We start from the raw sequence: 21,796 nt of genomic DNA, 5'->3' as shown, positions 1-21,796 counted from the left end.
GCGGACCAACCGGCGCGGGCCGTCCCGCCGGCGGGACGCGCGCGACGGGCGCAGCCCGCACCGTGCGGCCGGACCGCACACCTTCGCCGACCGGCGGCGGGAAAGGGTTAGGCGGTAGTGGTCGCGCCGCTCCGTCACGCCCGATTCCGGGCCGGCGCGAGGATCGGGCTAAAGTCTCGGATTCCGCGGGAATCGGATTGAACCCCGTCCGGACGGCCGATAGGCTAGAGGCACTCTGGCCGCACCCTTTCCCCACACGTCGATCCCCGCACCCACCGGGGTCACCGCGCGGCCGTTCTTTCGACCACGGACGTGTCGCCGCCCGACTTCCGTACCCCGGACCGCCGCCCGCCCCGCGAGGGACGCATGGATAAGTACGTCATCAAACTCTACGTCACCGGGCAGACGCCGCGGTCGCTGGCGGCCATCGCCAACCTGCGGCAGCTCTGCGAGGACGAACTCGGCGGCCGGTACGAACTCGAAGTCATCGACGTGCTCGACCGGCCGCAACTCGCCGAGGACGAGAAAATCTTCGCCACCCCCACGGTCGTCAAGGAACTGCCGGTCCCGATCCGCCGGATCATCGGCGACCTGTCGGACACGGAACGGGTTCTCCTCGGCCTGGACCTGCGGCTGAACCCCAACGGCAACGGCGCGAAAGGGGGAGCGCGGTGATGGTGACGGCATCGGAGCGCGGGATCGAGAAGCTGCGGACGGAAATCGAGGGGTTCGATTTGATCGCCGAGGGCGGCCTGCCGAAGGGCCGCGCGACGCTCCTGTCCGGCACGTCCGGGAGCGCGAAGACGGTGATCGCCGCCCAGTTCCTGGCGGCCGGCATCCTCAAGGCGAACGAGCCGGGCGTGTTCGTCACGTTCGAGGAGCCGCCGGACGACATCCGCCGGAACATGTCCGGGTTCGGGTGGGACATCCCGATCTGGGAGGCGGCCGGCAAGTGGGCGTTCGTGGACGGGTCGCCGGACCCCGGCACGACCCAGGTGGAGGCCGGCCACTACGACCTCGGCGCGCTGCTCGTCCGGATCGACCACGCGGTCAACAAGATCGGCGCGAGGCGGGTCGTCCTCGACTCCCTCGGCGGCATCTTCGCCCAGCTCGACCACGCCGCCACCATCCGGGCCGAGCTGTTCCGCATCGCGCGGGCGCTGCGGAAGGCCGGCGTCACCGCCGTCATCACCGCCGAGCGGACGGAGGACCACGGCCCGATCTCCCGGTTCGGCGTCGAGGAGTTCGTCTCGGACAACGTCGTCGTGTTGCGGAACACACTCGAGGACGAGGTCCGCCGGCGGACGCTGGAAATCCTGAAGTTCCGCGGCACCGGCCACCAGAAGGGCGAGTGGCCGTTCACCATCGTCCCCGGCGAGGGGGTCGTCGTCATCCCGCTGTCCGCGCTGGAGTTAAAGCAGAAGTCGTCCGACGCGCGGATCAGTTCCGGGAACACGGCCGTGGACGCGATGTGCGGCGGCGGGTTCTTCCGGGACTCGATCATCCTCGTGTCCGGCCCGACCGGGACGGGGAAGACGCTCATCACGACCGAGTTCCTGAAGGCCGGCCGGCGGTCGCTGTTGTTCGCGTTCGAGGAGAGCCGCGAGCAACTGTTCCGCAACGCGACCGGGTGGGGCGTGGACTTCGCGGCGATGGAGAAGGACGGGCGGCTGAAGGTCGTCTGCACGTACCCGGAGGCGGCGTCGCTGGAGGACCACCTGATTTCCATGAAGCGGACGATCGACGAGTTCAAGCCGGACCGGGTGGCGGTGGACAGCTTCTCGGCCCTGGAGCGGGTCGCCCCGGTGAAGAGCTTCCGGGAGTTCGTCATCGGCCTCGTGTCGTTCGTCAAGCACAAGGAGGTCCCCGGCCTGTTTACGGCCACGACTTCCTCGTTGCTCGGCGGCACGTCGATCACCGAGACGCACATCTCGACGACGACGGACTCGATCATCCTGCTGCGGTACGTCGAGATGCACGGCCAGATGCGGCGGGGGATCACGGTGCTGAAGATGCGGGGGTCGGCCCACGACAAGGACATCCGCGAGTACGTGATCGACGGGACCGGGCTGCACGTGCAAGGCCCGTTCCGGCAGGTTTCCGGCATCCTGGCCGGCCAGTTCGCCTACATCCCGCCGGGCGGCGAGGAGATCGGCGGCCGGCCGGTGCCCTGAGTTCCCCAAGGTTGAACCCGATGGCCGACGACGACCCGTCACGGACGACGGTGGACCCGTTCCGCGACCTGGTGGAGGCCGGGGCGGACGCCGTACTGGTCGTGTCCCGGTGCGGCGGCATCCTGTACGCGAACCCGGCCGCCGCCGAGTTGATGGGCCGGCCGGCCGCGGCGCTGGTCGGCCAGGTATTCGGCATCCCGGTCGTCGGCGGGCCGGCGGCCGAGGTGGACCTGCCCGGCGGCCGCGTCGCCGAGATGCGGGCCGTGCAAATCCGCTGGCAGGACGCGCCGGCGTACTTCGCCTCCCTGCGGGACGTGACCGACCGGAAGTTGGCCGAGGCCGCCGTCGTCGAGGCGAACCGCCGCAAGGACGAGTTCCTGGCCATGCTCGCCCACGAGCTCCGCAACCCGCTCGCCCCGGTCCGCAACGGCCTGCAGGTCATCCGCCTCTCCGCCGAGCGGGCCAAGCGGGAGGAAGCCCAGGCGATGATGGCCCGGCAACTCGAGCACATGGTCCGGCTGATCGACGACCTGCTCGACGTGTCCCGGATCAACCAGGGGAAGATGGCCCTCCGCCGGGCGCGGGTCGGCGTCGCGGACGCGGTGCAGGCGGCCGTCGAGGCGGCCCGCCCGGCGATCGACGCGGCCGGGCACGAGCTGACCGTCCTCCTCCCGCCGGACCCGCTCGTCCTGGACGCCGACCTGACGCGGATCGCGCAGGTCCTCAGCAACCTGCTGACGAACAGCGCGAAGTACACGCCGCCCGGCGGCCGCATCCACCTCCGCGGCCGCCGGGACGGGGACGCCGCCGTGGTGACCGTCCGGGACACCGGCATCGGCATCCCGGCCGCCGCCCTGCCGACCGTCTTCGAGATGTTCTCCCAGGTGGACCGGTCGGTCGAGCGGGCGACCGGCGGCCTCGGCATCGGGCTGGCGCTGGTGAAGGGCCTCGTCGAGATGCACGGCGGCACGGTGACGGCGGCCAGCAACGGGCCGGGCCTCGGCAGCGAATTCACCGTCCGGCTGCCGCTCGCCGCCGCCACGTCCGAGGCGGCCCCGGCGGCGGCGGACGCCGACCCGGTGCGGGACCGCCGCATCCTGGTGGTGGACGACAACCGGGACGCGGCCGCGTCGATGGCCGACATGCTCCGGCTGGTCGGCAACGAGGTGGCGACGGCCCACGACGGGCTGGACGCGGTCGAGCAGGCCGAGCGGTTCCGCCCGGACGTGATCCTGATGGACGTGGGGATGCCGCGGCTGAACGGGCTGGACGCGACCCGGCGGATTCGCGAGCGGGACTGGGGCCGGGGCGTGGCGATCTTCGCGCTGACCGGGTGGGGCCAGGACGCGGACCGGGAGCGGACGCGGGCGGCCGGGTGCGACGGCCACCTGGTCAAGCCGGTCGGCCTGGGCGAGCTGAGCGAGCTGCTGGCCGGCCCGCGGTGACGTTACCGGCCGCCGTTGGGCGCGCCGGTGTTGGAGAAGTTGTTCGTGCCCGGCCCGCTGCCGAAGCCGGGGCCGTTCCGCACGTCCGTCTCCCGCTTCTTGGCCGGCCGCTTGTACCCGGACTCCGGCGGGTTGTTGAACCGGGCCTCGTCCGGCGGCAGGACGTAATCTTCCTCGAACTTGGCCGCGAGGTTGTACTTGTCCCGGTGGCAGCCGGTCGCCGCGAGTGTGGAGACGAGAGCGAGTGCGAACAACGTGCGGCGCATGACCAACCCCCCGGTTTCGGCCGCGAGCATAGCGGCCGTACCGAGGGGTGCAAGGGCAAGTAGTTGGCAGTTGGCAGTTGGCAGTTGGTAGTTCCGAGCCAAAGACCTGACCGGCGAAGGTCTTGGCTTCAAACTACCAACTATCAACTGCCAACTACCAACTATTTCCCCGCCTTCGCGTTGGCGTACAGCTCGTTGACCTTCTTCCAGTTCACCGTGTTCCACCACGCGTCCACGTAGTCCGGCCGCTTGTTCTGGTACTTCAGGTAGTACGCGTGTTCCCACACGTCCACGCCCAAGAGCGGCACGTTGCCGTCCATCAGCGGGCTGTCCTGGTTCGGCTTCTTGACCGCCTCGATCTTGCCCGCGGCCGCGTTCCAGATCAGCCAACTCCACCCGCTGCCGAATTGCGTCAGCGCGTTCTGCTTGACGGCGTCCTTGAACTTCGCGAAGTCGCCGAACGCCGCCTTGATCGCGTCGCCGATCTCGCCGGTCGGCTCGCCGCCGGCGTTCGGGGCCATGACCTCCCAGAACAGCGAGTGGTTGTGGTGGCCGCCGCCGTTGTTGACGACGGCCTGCCGGGTGCTCTCCGGCACTGTCTTGATGTTCCGCAGGAGGCTCACGATGTCGTGCTTCTGGAGGTCGGCGTTGCCGTCGAGCGCCTTGTTGAGGTTGTCCACGTACGCCTTGTGGTGCCGCTGGCTGTGGATTTCCATCGTCAGCGCGTCGATGTGCGGCTCCAGGGCGTTGAACGCATACGGCAGCGTCGGGAGGGTGTGAGCCATGAGTGAGTCCTCGTGCGGGGTGATTCCAGGCAGGGTCACTTTAGGCCGGCGGGGAAGGGGCGGCGAGGAAACAACGCCGCCCGCCGCGAAATCGCGGCGGGCGGGGGACGGTCACGGTCAAAACCTCACTACTTCGGCTTGGACTCGAGCGCGATCTCGATCGGCTTGCCGTCCCCGGTGACGCTGAACGAGAGCTTCGTCTGCTGCGGGTTGCTGTAGATCGCGGGCAGGTCGTTCTTGATGTCGGCGTCGGTGACGGCCCCGACCTGGTCTTCCGAGATCATGGCCTTCATCTTGCTGACCGTCACCTTGTACTTGCCGGGGGCGAGGCCCTGCGACTTGCCGGTCCCGCCCGTGACGACGAACTTCCCGTCGCTGCCGGTCCGGGCGGACCCGCCGATGCCGCCGGCCTCGGCGTAGAACGTGACCGCGGCGTTGTCCAACGGCTTCCCGTCCATCGTGACCACGCCGTTCACCGGAATGGTCGGGACCGCCCCGCCACCGCACCCGGCCGCCAGGGCCACTGCCGTTAGCGTCACCGTCAAACAAATCAACCGCATGGAAGCCTCCGGGAGTTGAACGTGAGGGGGAGAACGAAGCGGGTCGGGCGTGGAACCCGACCCGCGAGGGTGTCGTCGATGGTATCGGCCGGCGGTCAGTTGTCGAGGCTCGGCGGGACGGACCCGTCGGAGATCAGCGAGTACTGCCGCAGCACCGTCGCCGGGATCGTTTCCCGGACGAACCGGACGGAAGCGTCGCCCATGGCGAACTGCGCCCCGCCGGTGTGCTGACTGCCGACCCGGCCCCAGTCGCCCAGCCGGCCGACCCGCGGCGGGTTCGGGCCGCCCGGCTGGCCGCACGTGGTCCACGCGGCGTTGTAGGTCCAGTCGTTGATGCCCTGGCCGGACGTCGTCTTCTGCGGGTCCAGGCCGGTTTGTACCCAGCCGCGGTAACCCCACACCGGAGCCCACCCGTTGCAGTACGGCTCGACGGTCGTTTCGCCGACCATGAACGTGTTGGACGACCCGTCCTTCGCGTCGGTGATTTTCGTCTTGCTACTCTCGCCGAAGAAGTACTTCTGGTTGACCGCCGCCGTCCGCCACCAGTTGCATGTGTTGAAGTCACTGTTCGTAACGGTAATGAAGTCGTAGTTGGTCCGCTGGCCGGGCAGGGCGCTGGTAGCCCCGTACCGGTTCGGCGAAGCCTGGCCGGTGCTGATCCGGCCGCCGTTGTCCGACGGGCAGATGAACATGGAGATCGGCGTGTTCATCAGCGGCATGTTGACGGTCGGTGACGGGCCGGCCAGCGTCCCGTTGTTGTTGCGAACCGCTCCGCCGTTGTCCTGCGTCACGTCGCAGAACGCGAGCTTCTGGTCGAGCTGTTGGTACAGTGCTTGTTGCTCGATGTACGGCAGGACCAGTACCCACCCGCTCATGTTCTTGATGACAGTGTCGCCCGTCCCGTTCACCGCGGACGCGCACATCCCGTACCCGACACCGGCCGGCGGGAGGTTGCCGTAGGAGCTTTCGTAGTTGTGGACGCCGAGCGCGAGCTGCTTCAAGTTGTTCTGGCACTTCGTGCGGGCGGCCGCTTCCCGCACCTTCTGCACGGCCGGGAGCAGGAGCCCGATCAGGATCGCGATGATCGCGATCACGACCAGCAGTTCAATGAGGGTGAACCCTCGCCGGCGGAGAAACCGAGGCATGACAGCCTCCTTCATGAGGAGAAAAAGGGCAGATAAAGCGGAACCAGTTCGTGGTGTCGGCGGGTGAGGAATGCCGACAACGTGGAAACAAATCCGATCTTATCCGCCCCCAGAACCCTGGGGCAAGCACATTTTCTCACTTCCTCAAGCGTTCTTCATAATTATCTGCTTCCGGCTTTGGCAGCCGATGACGGATTCGGTGGCAGGCGGCCCCTGGGGTCGGCCGCATATTTCTGTTGACATCCGCCCCGCCGTCGCCGATGCTTGAGACTCCTACCCCGCCGACCCCTTCCGGGCGTCTCGACCATGCTCACCCTCGCCACCGGCCGCACGGCCGACTGCTCCACGCCTTCGCGCCGGACGTTCCTCCAGGTCGGCGGCCTCGCCGCCCTCGGAATGACGCTGCCGACGTACCTGCGTGCCACGGAGAACGGCAAGAAGCCGGCCACCGCCAAGCGGTGCATCCTCCTCTGGATGCAGGGCGGGCCGAGCCACATCGACAGCTTCGACCCGAAGCCGGACGCGCCGGCCGAAATCCGCGGCGAGTTCGGCACGATCCCGACCACACTGCCCGGCGTCCGGTTCGCCGACCCGCTGCCGATGCTCGCGGCCCGCACGAACGCCTTCGGCCTCATCCGCGGCCACGACCCGCAGAACGGCAGCCACGGCGTCGCCGACGCGATCATGATGACCGGGCACAAGTTCAACGCCTCGCTGCCGTTCCCGTGCTTCGGGTCGGTCGTCGCGAAGGAGCGGGGGTACGTCAACGGGATGCTGCCGTTCGTGCAGCTCGGCAACGCCATCGACCAGCGGTTCAACGGCGGCATCGCCGGGTTCATCGGCGACGAGTTCAACCCGTTCGTGGTGCGGGAAGACCCGGCCGCCCCGCGGTTCGCCGTGCGGGACCTGTCCGTCACCGGGGACGACGCCCGCAAGCGGCTCGACCGGCGGTACGACATGCTGAACGACCTGGAGACGTACCAGAAGGGCGTCGAGAACTCGGCCGGCGTGGTGAAGGCCCGCGACGAGTTCTACGAGAAGGCGCACGGCATCATCACGTCCCCGGCGGCGAAGCGGGCGTTCGACATCGCCGCCGAGCCGGACAAGGTGCGGGAACGGTACGGCAAGACGACGTTCGGCCAGCAGTGCCTGCTCGCCCGCCGGCTGATCGAGGGCGGCGTCCAGTTCGTCACCATCGCCGACGGCGGCTGGGACACGCACACGAACAACTTCAAGAGCCTGAAGGACCGGCTGCTGCCGAAGGTGGACCGCGGGCTGTCGGCGCTGCTCGACGACTTGGCGGCGCGGGGGCTGTTGGACGACACGCTGGTGGTCTGGTTCGGCGACTTCGGGCGGACGCCGAAGGTGAACCCGACGGCCGGCCGCGACCACTGGGCGTCCGCCGGGGTGGCGCTCATGGCCGGCGGCGGCGTCCGGGGCGGGCAGGTGGTCGGGCAGACGAACGCGAACGCGGAGTTCGTGACGGACAGTCCGGTGTACGCCCAGGACCTGGCGGCGACGATCTACCACACGCTCGGCGTGCCGCTGCACACGTGGTACAAGACGCAGGACGGCCGGCCGATCGAACTCGTGCCGACGGGCAAGCCGGTGAAGCAGCTCGTGGGGTGATTCCCAGAGGGTCGCAGGAAGCGCCGACGCTCGGGGGGGTGACTTCCGAAGTCCGGCTTCGACTTCGGAAGTCGATTCCCCGCGGGGGCGTTTCTACTTCTCAGGATGCGCGCTGGCCCGCTCGACTTCCGAAGTCGAAGCCGGACTTCGGAAGTCAGGTCTTTGTATATTTTACCTGTCCCGATGATTTTCGCCCGTCAAGTGAATCCGATTTCTTTCTCTGGCGCAAATTGGTAATTTGTATCTCCTTTGACGGTTATTTTTGTTGGGTAATCGGGCCTTACCGGTTGCCAACCCCGGAATCCTTCCCCATTTTAGCTAAGATCAAACAGTCCGCATTCCACCCGCGCAAGTCAGGCCGCCCGAGTTGTTCCTCTCGGAACACGGTGCTTGCGAATCCGAAAGGAGTGACTCGGGCTGCCACCCTCCCGCCATGTGTGCGACCGGCAGCGCCGGCGCACTTCCCGGACCGCCCTGTTCACGGAGGTACTCCCCAGATGCAGAAGTTGACCCAATTCTTCTCCCGCCTGCCGCTCGTCAACCGTTGGACGACCCCGAACGAGCCGACCCCCTTCGCGACGAAATTGCCGACGATCATAACCCCGAAGGGCCCGGTCCTGGTGGGAGAGAACTTGACCCGCAGCTTCGGCACCGGCGGCACCAAGACGTTCGCTTTGAAGGACGTGTCGATCGAGTTCCAGAAGGGCGAACTCAACCTCCTCATGGGGCCGAGCGGCAGCGGCAAGAGCACGCTGCTCGCGGTGCTGTCCGCGCTCCTGCGGCCGGACGGCGGCACGGTCACGGCGAACGGCCAGGACGTGTGGTCGATGTCCAACGCGCAGATGGAGAAGTTCCGCCTGCGGCACTGCAGCTACATCTTCCAGGGGTACAACCTGTTCCCGGCGTTCACCGCCCGGCAGCAGCTCGAAGTGGTGCTGCAATGGGGCGAGGGCGCGAGCCAGCGGGAGGCCCGCAAGCGGGCCGACCACGTGCTGGGCCAACTCGGGCTGTCGCACCGGGCCGACCTCCGGCCGCAGGCGCTGTCCGGCGGCGAGAAGCAGCGGGTCGCGATTGCCCGCGCGCTGGTGAAGAACCCGTCGTTCATCTTCGCGGACGAGCCGACGAGCGCCCTCGACTGGGAGAACGGCCAGGCGGTGATGGACCTGCTCAAGGAGTGCGCAAAACTCCGCGGGGCGACGGTCATCGTCGTGGCCCACGACCACCGGCTGGAAGGGTACGCGGACAAGATCTTCCACATGGCCGACGGCAAACTGGTGAAGCACGCCGAGCCGAAGGGATCGGGGACGGTGAAGCCGGCGGCGGGCAAGTCCCGCGTGCGGATCAGCGACTTCGAGTTCGCGAACGTGTAACGCCCGATTTCATATAGCCGCCGGCTTGCCGGCGGGGTTTTGGGCGTCTCAAAACCCCGCCGGCAAGCCGGCGGCTCTATTTTAGAACTCCACCCCCACGCCCTTCGCGATCTTCAGCACCCGCTCGCGGGCCGTCTTCGCGGCCGCGTCCGGGTTCTCGTGGCAGGTGTACAGCTCGATCGTCACCCAATCCTGATACCCGACCTCCTTCAGCGCCGCCAGCGTCCCGGCGAAGTCGATCACCCCCTCGCCGGGGATCAGGTGGTGGTGAACCCGCGTCGCCGCGATGTCCTCCAGGTGGACGTGGCGGATGAGCGGGGCCAGCTTCCGCACCGTCGCGGCCGGGTCGTCCTTCACGCAATAGAAGTGGCCGATGTCGAAGTTCAGGCCCAGGAACGGCGTGTCGAAGTGCTCGGCGAACTCCAGGTATTGGTCGGCCGTCTCGATGAGCAGGTCCGGCTCCGGCTCCACGAGCAGCGGCACGCCGACCTTCTCCGCGTGCGCCACCACCGGCTTGAGCATCTCCACGAACAGCTTCAGGCAGTCCTTCCACGGCCGGCCTTCGAGCGGGCCGCCGGGTTCCGTCGTGATGCATGGCGCGCCAAGTTCCTTCGCCAGCGTCAGCGCCCGCGTCGTGTGGTCGATGCGGATTTGCCGGTAGTTCGCGTCCGGCTCGATCCAGGACGGGTGCCAATACTTCTGCCGCGGGTCGTTGACCGCGTGCATCATGAACGCGTTGACGTTCGAGATCTTCAGCCGGTGCTTTTGGAGCGCGGCCCGGATGCCGTCCTTCTGCTCCGGCAGCAGGTACGCCGGCCAGGCGTGCGGCACGTCGGCCATGATCTCGACGCCGCGGTAGCCGATCTCCGCGAGCCGCCGGCACGTCTCGGCGAACGAGTGGTTCAGGTACGCATTGGTGGAAAACGCCAGTCTCATGTCAGGTTCCGAAGGCCACTGCTGCTTGTAGAACCCGGAGCGGAAGCGATGGGGTGAATGTCCAACACCCCATCGCTTCCGCTCCGGGTTCCAAACGACCCGTCCAGGTGGGAAAGGTAATTGTATGGGTCCGGCCGACGGTCGCCGCCGCGTCGGTGCGCGCCTATCATCGCTTCATCCCCTTCTTTCACCTCCGAGGCCCGTTCATGCTCGCGTCCCTGGTGCTCGCCCTCGCGCTCACGCCGTCCCAGCCGCCCGCCGACAAGCCGCCGCCGCTCGGCGCGTTCAAGCTCCGGGGCATCGGCCCGGCCATCACGTCCGGCCGCGTCGTCGGCCTCGCCGTCGATCCGACGGACCGGGCGAAGTACTTCGTCGCCGTCGCCTGCGGCGGCGTGTGGAAGACCGTCAACGCGGGAACCAGCTGGCAACCCGTCTTCGACAACGAAGGCTCGTACAGCATCGGGTACGTCACCCTCGACCCGAAGAACCCGAACGTCGTGTGGGTCGGCACCGGGGAGAACAACAGCCAGCGGAGCGTGGCCTACGGCGACGGCGTGTACAAGAGCACCGACGGCGGCAAGTCGTGGGCGAACGTCGGGCTGAAGACGAGCGAGCATATCGGCAAGATTCTGATCGACCCGCGGGACTCGAACGTGGTGTACGTCGCGGCGCAAGGCCCGCTCTGGGGGCCGGGCGGCGACCGCGGGCTGTTCAAGACGACCGACGGCGGGAAGACGTGGAACAAGGTCCTGTCCGTCGACGAGAACACCGGCGTCACGGACGTGGTCCTCGACCCGCGGAACCCCGACATCATTCATGCCGCGAGCTACCAGCGGCGGCGGCACGTCTGGACGCTCATCAACGGCGGGCCGGGAAGCGGCGTCCACCGCAGCACGGACGGCGGCAAGACGTGGCGGAAGCTCGGCGGCGGCCTCCCCGGCGGCGACGTGGGCCGCATCGGCCTCGCGGTCGCGCCGACCGACCCGGACACGCTGTACGCCATCGTCGAGACGGCCGACAAGTCCGGCGGCATCTTCCGCAGCACGGACAACGGCCTGACGTGGTCCCGCCGCAACCCGTTCGACGCGCAGGCGCAGTACTACTCGCACCTCGTCGTCGATCCGGTGAACAAGGACCGCCTCTACGTGATGAACGTCTTCAACCAGGTGTCCGACGACGGCGGCGCGACGCTCCGCAACCTCGGCGAGGCGAGCAAGCACGTCGATAACCACTGCATCTGGATCGACCCGAAGAACCCCAGCTACTACCTCGTCGGGTGCGACGGCGGCATCTACGAGAGCTTCGACAAGGCGGCGACGTGGCACTTCAAGTCGAACCTGCCGGTCACGCAGTTCTACGACATCGGCGTCGATCAGAACCCGGCGAGCGGCCCGTTCTACCACGTCTACGGCGGCACGCAGGACAACTACACGCTCGGCGGCCCGGTCCGGTCGCGGTCGAGCCACGGCATCACCAACGGCGACTGGTTCGTCGTCCAGGGCGGCGACGGGTTCCACTGCAAGGTCGATCCGACCGACCCGAACACCGTCTACGGCGAGTACCAGTACGGCGGCCTCTGCCGGTACGACCGGAAGACCGGCAACCGCGTGGACATCCAGCCGCAGACCGGGCCGGGCGAACCGCCGTTGCGGTGGAACTGGGACTCGCCGCTGACGATCAGCCCGCACGACGCGAAGCGGCTGTACTTCGCGGCGAACAAGCTGTTCCGCAGCGACGACCGCGGCGACTCGTGGAAGGCCGTCAGCCCGGACCTGACGCGGCAGCTCGACCGCGACAAGCTGCCGGTCATGGGCAAGGTGTGGGGGCCGGACGCCGTGTCGAAGCACGTCTCGACGAGCTTCTACGGCAACTGCGTCGCTCTCGCCGAGTCGCCGATGAAGGAAGGGCTGATCTACATCGGCACCGACGACGGCCTGATTCAAATCACCGACGACGGCGGCGCGAACTGGCGCAAGGTCGAGGCGTTCCCCGGCGTGCCGGAGAAGACCTACGTGAGCAAGCTGGTCGCGTCGCAGCACGCGGCCGGGACGGTGTTCGCCGCGTTCGACAACCACAAGAACGCCGACTTCAAGCCGTACCTGATGAAGTCCACCGACGCCGGGAAGACGTGGGCCGCGATCAGCGGCGACCTGCCCGAACGCGGCAGCGTCTACTGCCTCGCGGAAGACCACGTGAACCCGAACCTACTGTTCTGCGGCACGGAGTTCGGGCTGTACGTCACGTTCGACGGCGGCAAGAAGTGGCACCGGCTGCGGAACGGGCTGCCGACGATCCAGGTGAAGGACCTCGTCATCCAGAAGGCGAACGACGACCTCGTCGTCGGCACGTTCGGCCGCGGCATCTACGTCATCGACGACTTCAGCCCGATGCGGGCGGTGAGCGCGACGCCGTCGCGGGCGGCGGAAATCTTCCCGGTGAAGGAAACGGTCCAGTACGTCCGCAACGCCCCGTTCGGCGGCGGCGGGAAGGCGTTCCTCGGCGAATCGTTCTACACCGCGGAGAACCCGCCGTTCGGCGCGACGTTCACGGTGCAAATCAAGGAGTCGCCGAAGACGCGCAAGCAGAAGCGGAAGGACGCGGAGAAGGAGGCGGAGAAGGCGAACAAGCCCGTGCCCTACCCGACGAAGGACGAGTTGCGGGCGGAGGCCGAAGAGGAGCCGACGACGAACGTGCTGACGATCACCGACCGCGAAGACGCCGTGATCGCGCGGCTCTCCTGCCCGACCGGCGAGGGCGTGCATCGGGTGACGTGGTACCTGCGCGACACCGGCACGAACCCGGACGCGGACCAGGGCGGGTTCGGCCTGATGGTCACGCCGGGGGCGTACAAGGTGCAGCTCTTCCAAAAGGCAGCCGGGCAGACGAAGCCGTTGACCGATCAGGTGAGCTTCCTGGTTCAGCCGGACCCGTTGGCTACGCTGACGGCCGCAGACTACGCCGCCATCGCCGCGTTCAACAAGGACGTGAAGCAACTGCAACGGCGGCTCACGGCGACCGCCGCGGCCGTGACGGAGTTGTCCGCGAAGGTCGAGGAGATGAAGAAGGCGTTGAAGCTGGCCCCGAAGGACGCCCCCGCCGCGGAGAAGATGCTCTTCGACATGGGCGAGAAGCTCCGTGTCATCCGCCGGGCGCTGGACGGCGACAACGTGCTGGCGGCCCGCAACGAGAACGTGCCGGAGTCGATCCGCTCGGCCGTGAGCGGCGCGGCCCGGCCGCACCAGAGCGCCATCGTGAAGCCGACCGGCACGCAGAAGGAGCTGCTCGCGAGCGCGGCGAAGGCCCTGGCCGACGTGACGACGGCGGTGAAGACGATGCTCGACAAGGACGTGCCGGCGGCCGAGAAGGCGCTCGAGGCCGTCGGCGCGCCGACCAAGCTGAAGTAGGCCGACCCGCCGTCAACCGGCCGTTGTTCAGCCCAGAATCGGGGCGGAACAACGGCCGCACGCCGTACCGCCCGCGCGACCCGCCAGAATTTTCCAATTTCTGATTTGACATTTCCAAACTGAATCTTAATTCACTACTGTTCAAGATTACAGTACAGTGAGGGTTGACGGGTCACGTCCGCCCGCCGGGCCGGTCGGCCGCGCGCGAGACTGCTCAACCGCCGGCCCGGTCACGTCACACGCCGAGGGACGACCGGTGCCGAAGCCCCGTAAGCCCGGCGGCGTCCACGAGAACGACCCCGGCAGCGACTACGCGGCCGACGAGGTCGAGTTCCTCCGGGCCATCGACGAGTACCGGCGGAACTTCCGCCGGCCGTTCCCGACGTGGACGGAAGTGCTGAACGTGCTCAAGGCCCTGGGGTATCGCAAGGTCGATTTTTCTCCCTCCCCCCTTGGGGGGGAGGGCCGGGGAGGGGGGTCGGCGGGTGCAACCACTGAAGGGAATCCTCAGCCCGCGGCCCCGCTCACCCCCCTCCCTAACCCTCCCCCCCAAGGGGGGAGGGAACAAGAAGAAGCCCCTTCCCCTGGCGGGGAAGGTTCACACGAATCACCCGTCGGAGGTCCGCCATGTCCGTCGTCCGCCGCCTCGCCGCCGCCGTGAAGGCCCTCCGCGGCGGGCCGGAGAAGCCGGTCGCGCCGAAGATCGCGTCGCTGCTCGCCAACCCGTTCGGCCCGGCCGCCGGGTGGTGGCGGGACGACCCGGCCGAGCAGCTCCGCAACTACCAGTCGTGGGTGTATTCCGCCGTCAACGCCATCGCGCAGGAGGTGGCGAAGCAGAAGCCGCACCTGTTCCTCAACACCGGGCAGGCGGACCACGAGCAGACGGCGCTGCCGCACACGCACCCGCTCTGCCGGCTGCTCGACAACCCGAACCCGTGGATGACCGCGTGGGAGCTGTGGAACCTCACCGTCGTGTACCTCGAACTGACGGGGAATTGCTTCTGGTACGTCGCGCCGATGCAGGGGACGGACACGCCGGGCGAAATCTGGGTCGTGCCGACGCCGTGGGTGAAGGTGATCCCGGACGCGACGCACTACGTGAAGGCGTACCAGGTGTCGGCCCCGAACACGGCGACCGAGACGTTCTCCCCGGCCGAGATCATTCACCTGAAGTACCCGAACCCGCTCGACCTGCACTACGGGCTGTCGCCGCTGCAAGCGAACGCGCTGACCATCGACGCGAACGTCGAGCTGTTGAAGTCGCGGTATCAGACGTTCCTCGCCGGGCCGCGGCCGGGCGTCTTGCTCCAGACGGAGCAATCGCTGACGGACCAGACGGTGAAGCGGCTGGAGGAGAAGGTGCAGGCGAAGTTCGGCGGCCGCGAGAACTGGCACCGGCCGATGGTCCTCGAACAGGGGCTGAAGGCGTCGCCGTGGACGCTGACGCCGGCCGAGATGGACTTCCTGAACAGCGCGAAGATGACGCGGGACGAAATCTTCGCGCTGTTCCGCGTGCCGCCGCCGATCGCCGGGCTGGTCGAGAACCTCGGCCTGGGCGCGGACATCTGGTTCGGCGCGCGGGTGATGTTCTGCGAGGGGACGGTGCAGCCGAAGCTCGACCTGATGGGCCAGGCGCTGACGCGAGACCTCGGGCGACGGTACGGGCCGGACGTGGTGATCGCGTTCCCCGACTGCTCGCCGCGGAACACGGAGCAGCGGCGGAAGGACGACGAGCTGGACGCGAAGCTCGGCCTGCGAACTTACAACGAGATCCGCCGCTCGCGGGGCCTCTTGCCGTACCTCGACGAGCGGTTCAACTCCCCGATGCTGCCTTCGGACATGAAGTAGACCGCCTCACGTCGCGGCCAACCGACTGACTTCTGTTCTCTGACCTCTGACCTCTGACCCCTGGTGTTCCCATGACTGAAGCCATCCGCGCCGACCCCACGGGCATCCGCGCGCTGCCGAGCGGCGGGTTCCGCAGCCTTCACCCGGCGAACGACACGCTGACGGTGGACGCGAAGAGGATGCTCGTCCGCAGCGTCATCACGACCATCGACGCGGACCGGGCCGGGGACGTGGTCGTCCCGATGGGGCTGAAGAACGCCGAGGAGTACCTGCTGAACCCGGTCGTGCTGTGGGCGCACAACCGGTCGCAGTTCCCGCCGATCGGGACGTGCGCGTGGCTCGACCCGCAGCCGCGGCGGGTGGTCGCGGAGACGCACTTCGCCCAGCGGGTGCAGTTCGCCGAGGACGTGTTCCGCCTGTACGAGCAGGGCGTCCTGCGGGGCTGGTCCATCGGGTTCGTGCCGCGGAAGGCGTACCGGATGCCGACGTCCGTGGTGCAACGGGCGCACTACCCGGCGGACAACTTCGCCCTGCGGGTCGAGGAGTGGGACCTGATGGAGTATTCGGCGGTCCCGATCCCGGAGAACCCCGGCGCGCTGACGGTGGCGCTGCAGAAGGGGATGGTCCGCGACCCGAAGTTCCGCGACTGGCTCTGGCAGCTGCCCGACGACCGCGGCGGCCGGTTCCACCGCGCCGGCGACGTGCTGGCGGCACTCGTCCGGCCCGCGCCAACGTCGAATGAAGACGTGCTGTGTTCCGAATGATCTCTGACTTCTGACCTCTGTTCTCTGACCTCTTTTCACCAGGGAGTTTCCCATGTCCGCGATCTGCACCGACAAGTTCCAATCCCGCGACGAGCTGGTCTCGTTCATCGAGCAGCAGACGGCACACGCCGTCGAGAAGGCGATGCCCGCGCCGGTCGCCCGGCGGGTCCCGTGGGCCACGGCCGGGCCGGTCTGCCAGGACTCGGCCGGGTACTCCGTCCTGAAGGCGGCCGCGTTCGCCCTCGGGTTCGTCGGCCCGGAGTTCGCCAAGGAAGAGATTCACACGCACAACCAGCTGCGGGACCTCTACCAGGGGTACGGGTTCCTGCCGCATCACGGGCAGCAGTCGTTCCTCGTGCCGCTGGCGTCGGCGCACCTGCCGGCGTTCGAGCCGCAGGGGAACAAGCTCCGCGACGAGTTGCGGCAGAAGATGACCGCGCAGGCCGGGAAGTACGACCCGGACGAGGCCGACTGGATCGGCCGCCGGGCCGGACTGCGGCGGAAGGCCCTCGGCACGGACGTGGAAGACGGCGGCATCCTCATCCCGCCGGCAATGCTCGGCGAGCTGATCGACCTGCAGCGGAACTTCGAGGCGTTCGCGGCCGCCGGGGCGCGGGAGGTCGCGCTGCCGCCGAACGGCCGGATTCAGTTCCCGAAGCTCAGCGGGGCGTCGAGCGCGTACTGGGTCGGCGAGGCGAGCGCGATCACCGAGAGCCAGCCGTCCACGGACAGCCTCAGCCTCCAGGCGAAGAAGCTCGGCGTGTTCGTGAAGCTGAACCGTCTTCAAGATCAGCCAGGAACTCTGTCCGTTCTGGTTGGAATTTGCAGTCCCGTATCTTCGCCTTCTGGATCGCCTCAAAGTGCAAAACGACCTGGGAAAACATCTGCCGGACGAGTTCGGCCTTCCGCAAGTTGTGACTGCCCGTGAGTACCTTCGCCGTTGCCTCGATGTTGGCTCGGTAGTCCGCCAGTCTTGACCGTACCTCGGCGAGTTGATCGTCAAGCGGCACGGTCAGGGCTTCCCACTTCTCCAGTTCGGTTTCCGTGTCCCGAAGCCGAGTGTTCAATCGCTCCCGCTCCCGGTCCGAACCAGCATGGACTTTCGCCGTCATCCGCCGGGCCTGGGTATCACCCACGGATCAGCAGTTCTTCCGCCCATTTGTTCCGGCCTTGTGCGCTGTACTTGATCTTCACCCGCTCCACCTTCGCCCACCAGAACTTCCGGGACGAAGAGTATTCCATCCGCACTCGCCCCACGTCCGCCCACGAGTACAGCCCGAGAACCACGTCATGCACGTCGTAGCTCACCAGCCACCGGGACTTCGAGTTCCGTAACCCCTTGCTCAGCCGGAAGTGGTCGTCCGCCGTGAAGGTGTGCGGGTACAGCCCGTCCCCCTGGCTCCAGTACGGGGGATCGCAGTACACCACGGCGTCACCTTCACTCAGTAAAGGTTCGAAGTCCCCGGCCGTGATCGTGGTCTTCGACTTGTTCATGTGCCCGGCGAGTTCCACGATTTTTTTCTCGTAGTTCGGCACATGCCAGCGGTCCACGGTGCGGGACGGGCTGCCCGCCAAGAGGTTCCCGTCGAACGTCTGCATCATTACCACGAACAGGTTGACGGCGTGGTACAGCAAATCCGTTTTCACTGACGGCAGCCGGTCCAGGGCGAGTGCTTCCTTGCGACGGGCGGTGTAATCGTCGAGGCTGATCGGTTGGTCCCGCCACATTTTCACCTTCCCCAGCTCCTTCACCAAGTCGTCGGGGTGGCGGTGAACGGCAGCCCAGAAGGACGCCACGGCCGGGAACTTGTCGTTGATCCAGACCTTCTCGAACTGGTGGTGCTTCAGAAGCTCGGTGAACACCTTCCCGGACCCGGCGAAGGGTTCCCGGTACTCAGCCTTGTTGGCATCAAGGATGGCGGGGATGAGCGTCTTCAACAGGCGGGACTTCGCACCGATGTACTTGAACAATGGGTACTCCGTGAGGGTGATGGTGTGGGAAAAGGAAGGGCGTCCGTGCCCTCGGTGAAGGTCACTTGACCAGCCGCAAGCCCGTGTGCCGTGTCTTCAGGGCTTCCAGGTGGTCGGTGGTGACGCCGCAGTACGTCAGGAAGCTGATCGCCTTCTTCACCTGCGTCTTGATCCCGGCCCGCTCCAGGGCTTCGAGGATGACGGCATCGAGCGTGCCCGCTTCCGGCTTGGACTTGGCTCGGGGGCCGGACTTGGACTTCGGCAGCCCCTTCAGGGCGTCGGTGAGGGACTTCACTTCGCCGGTGTTCACCTTCTCCTCAATGGTGGCCCACTTGTCGGCGAGCCGAATCCAGTTGCCCACGGCCTGCGTGGTGAACCCCATCTCCTTGCAGACCTGCTCCCACCCCGTCTTGATGAGGTTGCGGAGCTTCGCCGCCCGCTCCCCTTGCTGGCGGTAGTGTTCCAGGGTCTTCTTGCCGAAGCTGGCTTCGCTGGTGATGATCTCGGCCTTCAGGGTGGCGACTTCGTTCTTCATTGTGGCTGTCTCGGGTGCGTCCTCAGCGGATTGCGGAGGTTGTGCCCCCCCCCCAGGCGGTGTCACGGAAAACGCCGAAAACTGTAAAGAAAGTGGACTAGATTGACACAGCCGTAAAAACGGGCGTCAAGAAAACCTGTAAAGCAGGTGTAAAAAAAATGGTCGAAACTCTGAAGCTCGACAAATCGTCCGTGATCGCCTTCCGGTCACTGGCTTCGTGGGCGAACCTTGCCGTACATCTGGAGGCCGTGTCTGCGGCCGACTGGCAGATGCACCGGGATACGGTGAACCGAGTGATACGTCAGATGGGGACGCCCAGGAAGAAGGTCAGGCGGCAAGGGCGACCGCTCGTGACGCTGCCGATGGAAGAGATCATGCAGCAGATCAAGGGCGGCGTGCCGAAGGCGGAAGTGGCCCGGCGGTACGGGGTGAGCCGTCCGACGCTGTACGCTGCGATCAAGGAGCGGGAGAGGATGGAAGAACTGTTCGGGAAGCGGCCCAATGTCTAGAATTCGAAGTCCGTCAGATAGCGTAGTTTACAGTTGAACCTAGTCTAGAATCTAGCTAGAGTTGGTTGTAGTCACGACATCCTGGCCCAGGTGAACCTGTGATCGTCCTACAGCTAAGCGATCTGACCGATGAAGCCCTGCAAACCGTCGCTAAGAATTTAGGGCTTCCGATTACTTCAAAAATGCTGAAGGCGGATGTTGCGGCAATGATTGCTGAGAAGTTAGAAGCGCAAAGCTGCTTATTCCTAATCCCACCTTCCGTAGTCAGCATCCCCTCGAAATCAACTTCAAAAGAATCTGCATCATGGAAATCTCCGGCGTCGGTGATAGCCATCATCTCATTGATCGTCGCCATAATTGCCTGTGGAGCTACATGGTGGGGCACGAAGGCAACGATTGATAAGATATACAGGGACTTTGACGACGAAACCAAGAAGTCGTGGAAGGCAGTTAAGGTATATGACATTCTTGTGAGGAACACCAACTCGCACGAAAAGTGGACGGGCTTGACACTGGATGAAATTCGCAATTCGTACAACTCGGAGGTTGCCTCTGCGAAAGGTGTCAAAATTGAGAAAGAAGATCTGGAAGAGGATGCGCTGAAGAAAATACTGTTTGAGATGGAACGTGACATGTTCATTCTGAGAACATTAGAAGACAAATTTATGATTCAACGCTTTCTGCCCCGAACACGAGATTGCGTGGCACGCCCTGGCTCAGAAGTGATTGAACGAGAAGTCTTTGCAGTGCTTAAATCAGAAGCTGGAAAATACACAGTTGACAAACTTGCGGATAAGATAAAGAGGGAGAAAAACATCAGCTCGGAAGATGTGTATGCCGTTCTTAACTGCATGATAGCGAGACGAGAAATAGTCATTGACACAAACCAGACGATTATACCCGCCTCGGACAATATACCTAACATTATGCCGAAGCCGAAAGAGCCGAAAGTAGAGCCAAACTCTGAGGGCGTACCGCCCCAGGCTCCTCCCATACCGCCGAAGAAGTAATGCCCTGTTGTTTATCCTGCGCCAGCAATTCTTCGACTGATGGTACTGGACAATTGGCACGAGGGATCAGTGCAACAACCCCCACTGGCGGTACTTTTTCAGTAAACGCTTCATCCGGCATATTTCCCGCATGGTAAACCGACGGTGCTTCCCTGGAGTGGTCGTATAAGCCATCAGCCCCGAGTCGCACAACTGCCGTACCCTCCTCGTGGTCAAGTCGAGAATCTTGGCCGCATGGCCGATGTTGAGTAACGTGTCTGGTGTCATGGAATAGATTAGCTTCGGCTGGAGATTATTCGTCGAATATTTCACCGACACACTTATCTATTCCATGATTCGATTGCACAAAGTTATTGCGAGGGAGACGGCGAAGCTGGTGGACATCATTGGCTACAAGCACGTCCGGGATTTCGACTCGAAACACGAAGCCGAGAACTACATTAGCAGGCGTCCCGGTCGCTGGGCGATTGACGGGCGATTGTACTCGGTGGCGAACGGGAGGGTCCGAGAGGGCGGACGCCTGCCGGGACTGATGAAGGAGTTGAATAAATCTGCCACTTGTGGTTAAATAAGTTATGTGGTTGCGAGTCATCGGACGGAATCCACGGTCCTGAAGGAGTAGCTGCCTTTTTGGGTCAAAAACGGTCAGGAACAGGCAGGGTGTTGAACCTGCCGACATACGATGTGTGCGGCTCGGCGCACGGAACAACTCCGAGAACAACCCTTTGCTCCAGGTCACGGGGAAATTGTCCGCCGGGTTAGTGCGGGCGAAAAGCTGACGGTACGACGGATTACGGTCGAAAGATTGTTCGGGGGTTAATCGCCCCGCCGCAGAGATTCGAGGACAACCCCTCGGGCTGCGGCTTTGCCAGAGGATGCACCGAGTTCGCTCGGTGAGTGCTGGCAAAGTTTCCAGGCAACGGGCAAGTATTAGAGTGGGTGTCGATGCCCCCATACCAGGGGCTACCACACTGCTCGGGATGATCGTCTCGGGCAGGTCTTGCAAATCACGAAAGTGAGATGGGTTACGTCCTGGTCATACGGCTGATCTCCCCTTGCGGAGTCAAAAACAATCGCATAAGACGCCACTGATCCCTTGCCGCACTGGTCATCGTGCATCTGGTAGTATGGTGCATCGTGTCACAGGTGGAGTCTGCCAGCCCGGTGTGTCTACTGCTTGATACCAGGGTGTTTTTCTTTTTTCTCTTAGAAGTCCCTCTGGTCAATCAATCAGTGGGAATCCCTATTGGATTTACAAGACAACCCTTCTCCCCCTTCTGTCCGAGACAATGGCACATGATTCAGTGAAACAGGATGGCAGTGAAAACGTGTTTTCACTGCCTCATCGGGCCGACCCTTCACTGAATGCCGGTCTGAATCGGCCCTACTCTTAGAGGCTGTTTCACAACTGGTCTTGCACTAACTCCCGCCCTTGCGGCATGATG

Annotated in this window: 18 protein-coding genes; 11 read left to right on the top strand and 7 right to left on the bottom strand. The window is 65.4% G+C overall.

Annotation, left to right across the window (positions count from 1 at the left end; translation table 11 throughout):
* Positions 1 to 366: 366 nt before the first annotated feature.
* Genes kaiB through AC5JJ2_RS19430 form a run of 3 tightly spaced genes read left to right on the top strand, consistent with a single transcriptional unit; the run spans position 367 to position 3,619 of the window.
* Positions 367 to 675, top strand: a complete 309-nt coding sequence (gene kaiB / locus AC5JJ2_RS19440; RefSeq protein ID WP_495859685.1) for a circadian clock protein KaiB — start codon at positions 367 to 369, stop codon at positions 673 to 675.
* The gene (gene kaiC, locus AC5JJ2_RS19435) at positions 675 to 2,174 is read left to right on the top strand and encodes a circadian clock protein KaiC (protein WP_495859684.1); all 1,500 of its coding nucleotides are present in this window, start codon (positions 675 to 677) and stop codon (positions 2,172 to 2,174) included. Before kaiB ends, kaiC begins: the two co-directional genes overlap by 1 nt.
* A gap of 20 nt (positions 2,175 to 2,194) precedes the next feature.
* Entirely contained in the window at positions 2,195 to 3,619 is a 1,425-nt protein-coding gene (locus tag AC5JJ2_RS19430) for a hybrid sensor histidine kinase/response regulator (protein ID WP_495859683.1), read from the top strand.
* A gap of 2 nt (positions 3,620 to 3,621) precedes the next feature.
* Here AC5JJ2_RS19430 and AC5JJ2_RS19425 read toward each other — a convergent pair whose 3' ends face one another.
* The 4 genes from AC5JJ2_RS19425 to AC5JJ2_RS19410 all read right to left on the bottom strand — a co-directional run bounded on the left by AC5JJ2_RS19425 (position 3,622) and on the right by AC5JJ2_RS19410 (position 6,375).
* On the bottom strand, positions 3,622 to 3,885 hold the full coding sequence (locus tag AC5JJ2_RS19425) for a hypothetical protein (RefSeq protein ID WP_495859682.1): 264 nt from the start codon (positions 3,883 to 3,885) through the stop codon (positions 3,622 to 3,624).
* A 161-nt stretch (positions 3,886 to 4,046) separates the two neighbouring features.
* Complete coding sequence (locus tag AC5JJ2_RS19420) at positions 4,047 to 4,670, bottom strand: superoxide dismutase (protein WP_495859681.1); 624 nt, start codon at positions 4,668 to 4,670, stop codon at positions 4,047 to 4,049.
* A gap of 128 nt (positions 4,671 to 4,798) precedes the next feature.
* Positions 4,799 to 5,230, bottom strand: coding sequence for a carboxypeptidase-like regulatory domain-containing protein (locus AC5JJ2_RS19415; RefSeq protein ID WP_495859680.1), 432 nt, complete (start codon positions 5,228 to 5,230; stop codon positions 4,799 to 4,801).
* A 95-nt stretch (positions 5,231 to 5,325) separates the two neighbouring features.
* On the bottom strand, positions 5,326 to 6,375 hold the full coding sequence (locus AC5JJ2_RS19410) for a DUF1559 domain-containing protein (RefSeq protein ID WP_495859679.1): 1,050 nt from the start codon (positions 6,373 to 6,375) through the stop codon (positions 5,326 to 5,328).
* A gap of 306 nt (positions 6,376 to 6,681) precedes the next feature.
* On the opposite strand from AC5JJ2_RS19410, the gene AC5JJ2_RS19405 reads away from it, so the two are divergent.
* Together AC5JJ2_RS19405 and AC5JJ2_RS19400 are read left to right on the top strand one after the other, a co-directional pair.
* The gene (locus AC5JJ2_RS19405) at positions 6,682 to 8,004 is read left to right on the top strand and encodes a DUF1501 domain-containing protein (RefSeq protein WP_495859678.1); all 1,323 of its coding nucleotides are present in this window, start codon (positions 6,682 to 6,684) and stop codon (positions 8,002 to 8,004) included.
* A gap of 497 nt (positions 8,005 to 8,501) precedes the next feature.
* Entirely contained in the window at positions 8,502 to 9,374 is an 873-nt protein-coding gene (locus AC5JJ2_RS19400) for an ABC transporter ATP-binding protein (RefSeq protein ID WP_495859677.1), read from the top strand.
* Positions 9,375 to 9,455: 81 nt separating this feature from the next.
* On the opposite strand, the gene AC5JJ2_RS19395 is transcribed toward AC5JJ2_RS19400, so the two are convergent.
* The gene (locus tag AC5JJ2_RS19395) at positions 9,456 to 10,310 is read right to left on the bottom strand and encodes a sugar phosphate isomerase/epimerase family protein (RefSeq protein WP_495859676.1); all 855 of its coding nucleotides are present in this window, start codon (positions 10,308 to 10,310) and stop codon (positions 9,456 to 9,458) included.
* A 206-nt stretch (positions 10,311 to 10,516) separates the two neighbouring features.
* Here AC5JJ2_RS19395 and AC5JJ2_RS19390 point away from each other — a divergent pair, with 206 nt between their 5' ends.
* The 4 genes from AC5JJ2_RS19390 to AC5JJ2_RS19375 all read left to right on the top strand — a co-directional run bounded on the left by AC5JJ2_RS19390 (position 10,517) and on the right by AC5JJ2_RS19375 (position 17,254).
* A complete protein-coding gene (locus AC5JJ2_RS19390) occupies positions 10,517 to 13,714 on the top strand; it encodes a glycosyl hydrolase (RefSeq protein WP_495859675.1) in 3,198 nt (1,065 codons plus the stop codon).
* A gap of 627 nt (positions 13,715 to 14,341) precedes the next feature.
* Positions 14,342 to 15,562: a phage portal protein gene (locus AC5JJ2_RS19385; protein ID WP_495859674.1), complete on the top strand. Its 1,221-nt coding sequence runs from the start codon at positions 14,342 to 14,344 to the stop codon at positions 15,560 to 15,562.
* A gap of 71 nt (positions 15,563 to 15,633) precedes the next feature.
* The gene (locus tag AC5JJ2_RS19380; RefSeq protein WP_495859673.1) at positions 15,634 to 16,326 is read left to right on the top strand and encodes an HK97 family phage prohead protease; all 693 of its coding nucleotides are present in this window, start codon (positions 15,634 to 15,636) and stop codon (positions 16,324 to 16,326) included.
* Positions 16,327 to 16,378: 52 nt separating this feature from the next.
* The gene (locus AC5JJ2_RS19375; protein ID WP_495859672.1) at positions 16,379 to 17,254 is read left to right on the top strand and encodes a phage major capsid protein; all 876 of its coding nucleotides are present in this window, start codon (positions 16,379 to 16,381) and stop codon (positions 17,252 to 17,254) included.
* Between the two features lie 200 nt (positions 17,255 to 17,454).
* Here AC5JJ2_RS19375 and AC5JJ2_RS19370 read toward each other — a convergent pair whose 3' ends face one another.
* Together AC5JJ2_RS19370 and AC5JJ2_RS19365 are read right to left on the bottom strand one after the other, a co-directional pair.
* Positions 17,455 to 18,297, bottom strand: coding sequence for a DNA adenine methylase (locus AC5JJ2_RS19370; protein ID WP_495859671.1), 843 nt, complete (start codon positions 18,295 to 18,297; stop codon positions 17,455 to 17,457).
* Positions 18,298 to 18,358: 61 nt separating this feature from the next.
* Positions 18,359 to 18,832, bottom strand: a complete 474-nt coding sequence (locus tag AC5JJ2_RS19365; protein ID WP_495859670.1) for a hypothetical protein — start codon at positions 18,830 to 18,832, stop codon at positions 18,359 to 18,361.
* A gap of 158 nt (positions 18,833 to 18,990) precedes the next feature.
* On the opposite strand from AC5JJ2_RS19365, the gene AC5JJ2_RS19360 reads away from it, so the two are divergent.
* Both AC5JJ2_RS19360 and AC5JJ2_RS19355 read left to right on the top strand, forming a co-directional pair.
* Positions 18,991 to 19,341, top strand: coding sequence for a hypothetical protein (locus AC5JJ2_RS19360; protein WP_495859669.1), 351 nt, complete (start codon positions 18,991 to 18,993; stop codon positions 19,339 to 19,341).
* Positions 19,342 to 19,439: 98 nt separating this feature from the next.
* Positions 19,440 to 20,351, top strand: coding sequence for a hypothetical protein (locus AC5JJ2_RS19355; protein WP_495859668.1), 912 nt, complete (start codon positions 19,440 to 19,442; stop codon positions 20,349 to 20,351).
* The last annotated feature ends 1,445 nt before the right edge of the window (positions 20,352 to 21,796 follow it).

It is taken from the genome of Limnoglobus sp. (assembly GCF_059499385.1).
The sequence above is the reverse complement of the archived record's forward strand: the minus strand, read 5'-3'. Positions and strand labels throughout refer to the sequence as shown.

Bases quoted from the DNA above. Each gene is read 5' to 3' on its own strand.
- AC5JJ2_RS19430 (WP_495859683.1), top strand. From the start codon at position 2,195: ATGGCCGACGACGACCCGTCACGGACGACGGTGGACCCGTTCCGCGAC.
- AC5JJ2_RS19360 (WP_495859669.1), top strand. From the start codon at position 18,991: ATGGTCGAAACTCTGAAGCTCGACAAATCGTCCGTGATCGCCTTCCGG.
- kaiC (WP_495859684.1), top strand. From the start codon at position 675: ATGGTGACGGCATCGGAGCGCGGGATCGAGAAGCTGCGGACGGAAATC.
- kaiB (WP_495859685.1), top strand. From the start codon at position 367: ATGGATAAGTACGTCATCAAACTCTACGTCACCGGGCAGACGCCGCGG.
- AC5JJ2_RS19410 (WP_495859679.1), bottom strand. From the start codon at position 6,375: ATGCCTCGGTTTCTCCGCCGGCGAGGGTTCACCCTCATTGAACTGCTG.
- AC5JJ2_RS19380 (WP_495859673.1), top strand. From the start codon at position 15,634: ATGACTGAAGCCATCCGCGCCGACCCCACGGGCATCCGCGCGCTGCCG.
- AC5JJ2_RS19365 (WP_495859670.1), bottom strand. From the start codon at position 18,832: ATGAAGAACGAAGTCGCCACCCTGAAGGCCGAGATCATCACCAGCGAA.
- AC5JJ2_RS19390 (WP_495859675.1), top strand. From the start codon at position 10,517: ATGCTCGCGTCCCTGGTGCTCGCCCTCGCGCTCACGCCGTCCCAGCCG.
- AC5JJ2_RS19400 (WP_495859677.1), top strand. From the start codon at position 8,502: ATGCAGAAGTTGACCCAATTCTTCTCCCGCCTGCCGCTCGTCAACCGT.
- AC5JJ2_RS19420 (WP_495859681.1), bottom strand. From the start codon at position 4,670: ATGGCTCACACCCTCCCGACGCTGCCGTATGCGTTCAACGCCCTGGAG.
- AC5JJ2_RS19415 (WP_495859680.1), bottom strand. From the start codon at position 5,230: ATGCGGTTGATTTGTTTGACGGTGACGCTAACGGCAGTGGCCCTGGCG.
- AC5JJ2_RS19385 (WP_495859674.1), top strand. From the start codon at position 14,342: ATGTCCGTCGTCCGCCGCCTCGCCGCCGCCGTGAAGGCCCTCCGCGGC.
- AC5JJ2_RS19405 (WP_495859678.1), top strand. From the start codon at position 6,682: ATGCTCACCCTCGCCACCGGCCGCACGGCCGACTGCTCCACGCCTTCG.
- AC5JJ2_RS19375 (WP_495859672.1), top strand. From the start codon at position 16,379: ATGTCCGCGATCTGCACCGACAAGTTCCAATCCCGCGACGAGCTGGTC.
- AC5JJ2_RS19395 (WP_495859676.1), bottom strand. From the start codon at position 10,310: ATGAGACTGGCGTTTTCCACCAATGCGTACCTGAACCACTCGTTCGCC.
- AC5JJ2_RS19425 (WP_495859682.1), bottom strand. From the start codon at position 3,885: ATGCGCCGCACGTTGTTCGCACTCGCTCTCGTCTCCACACTCGCGGCG.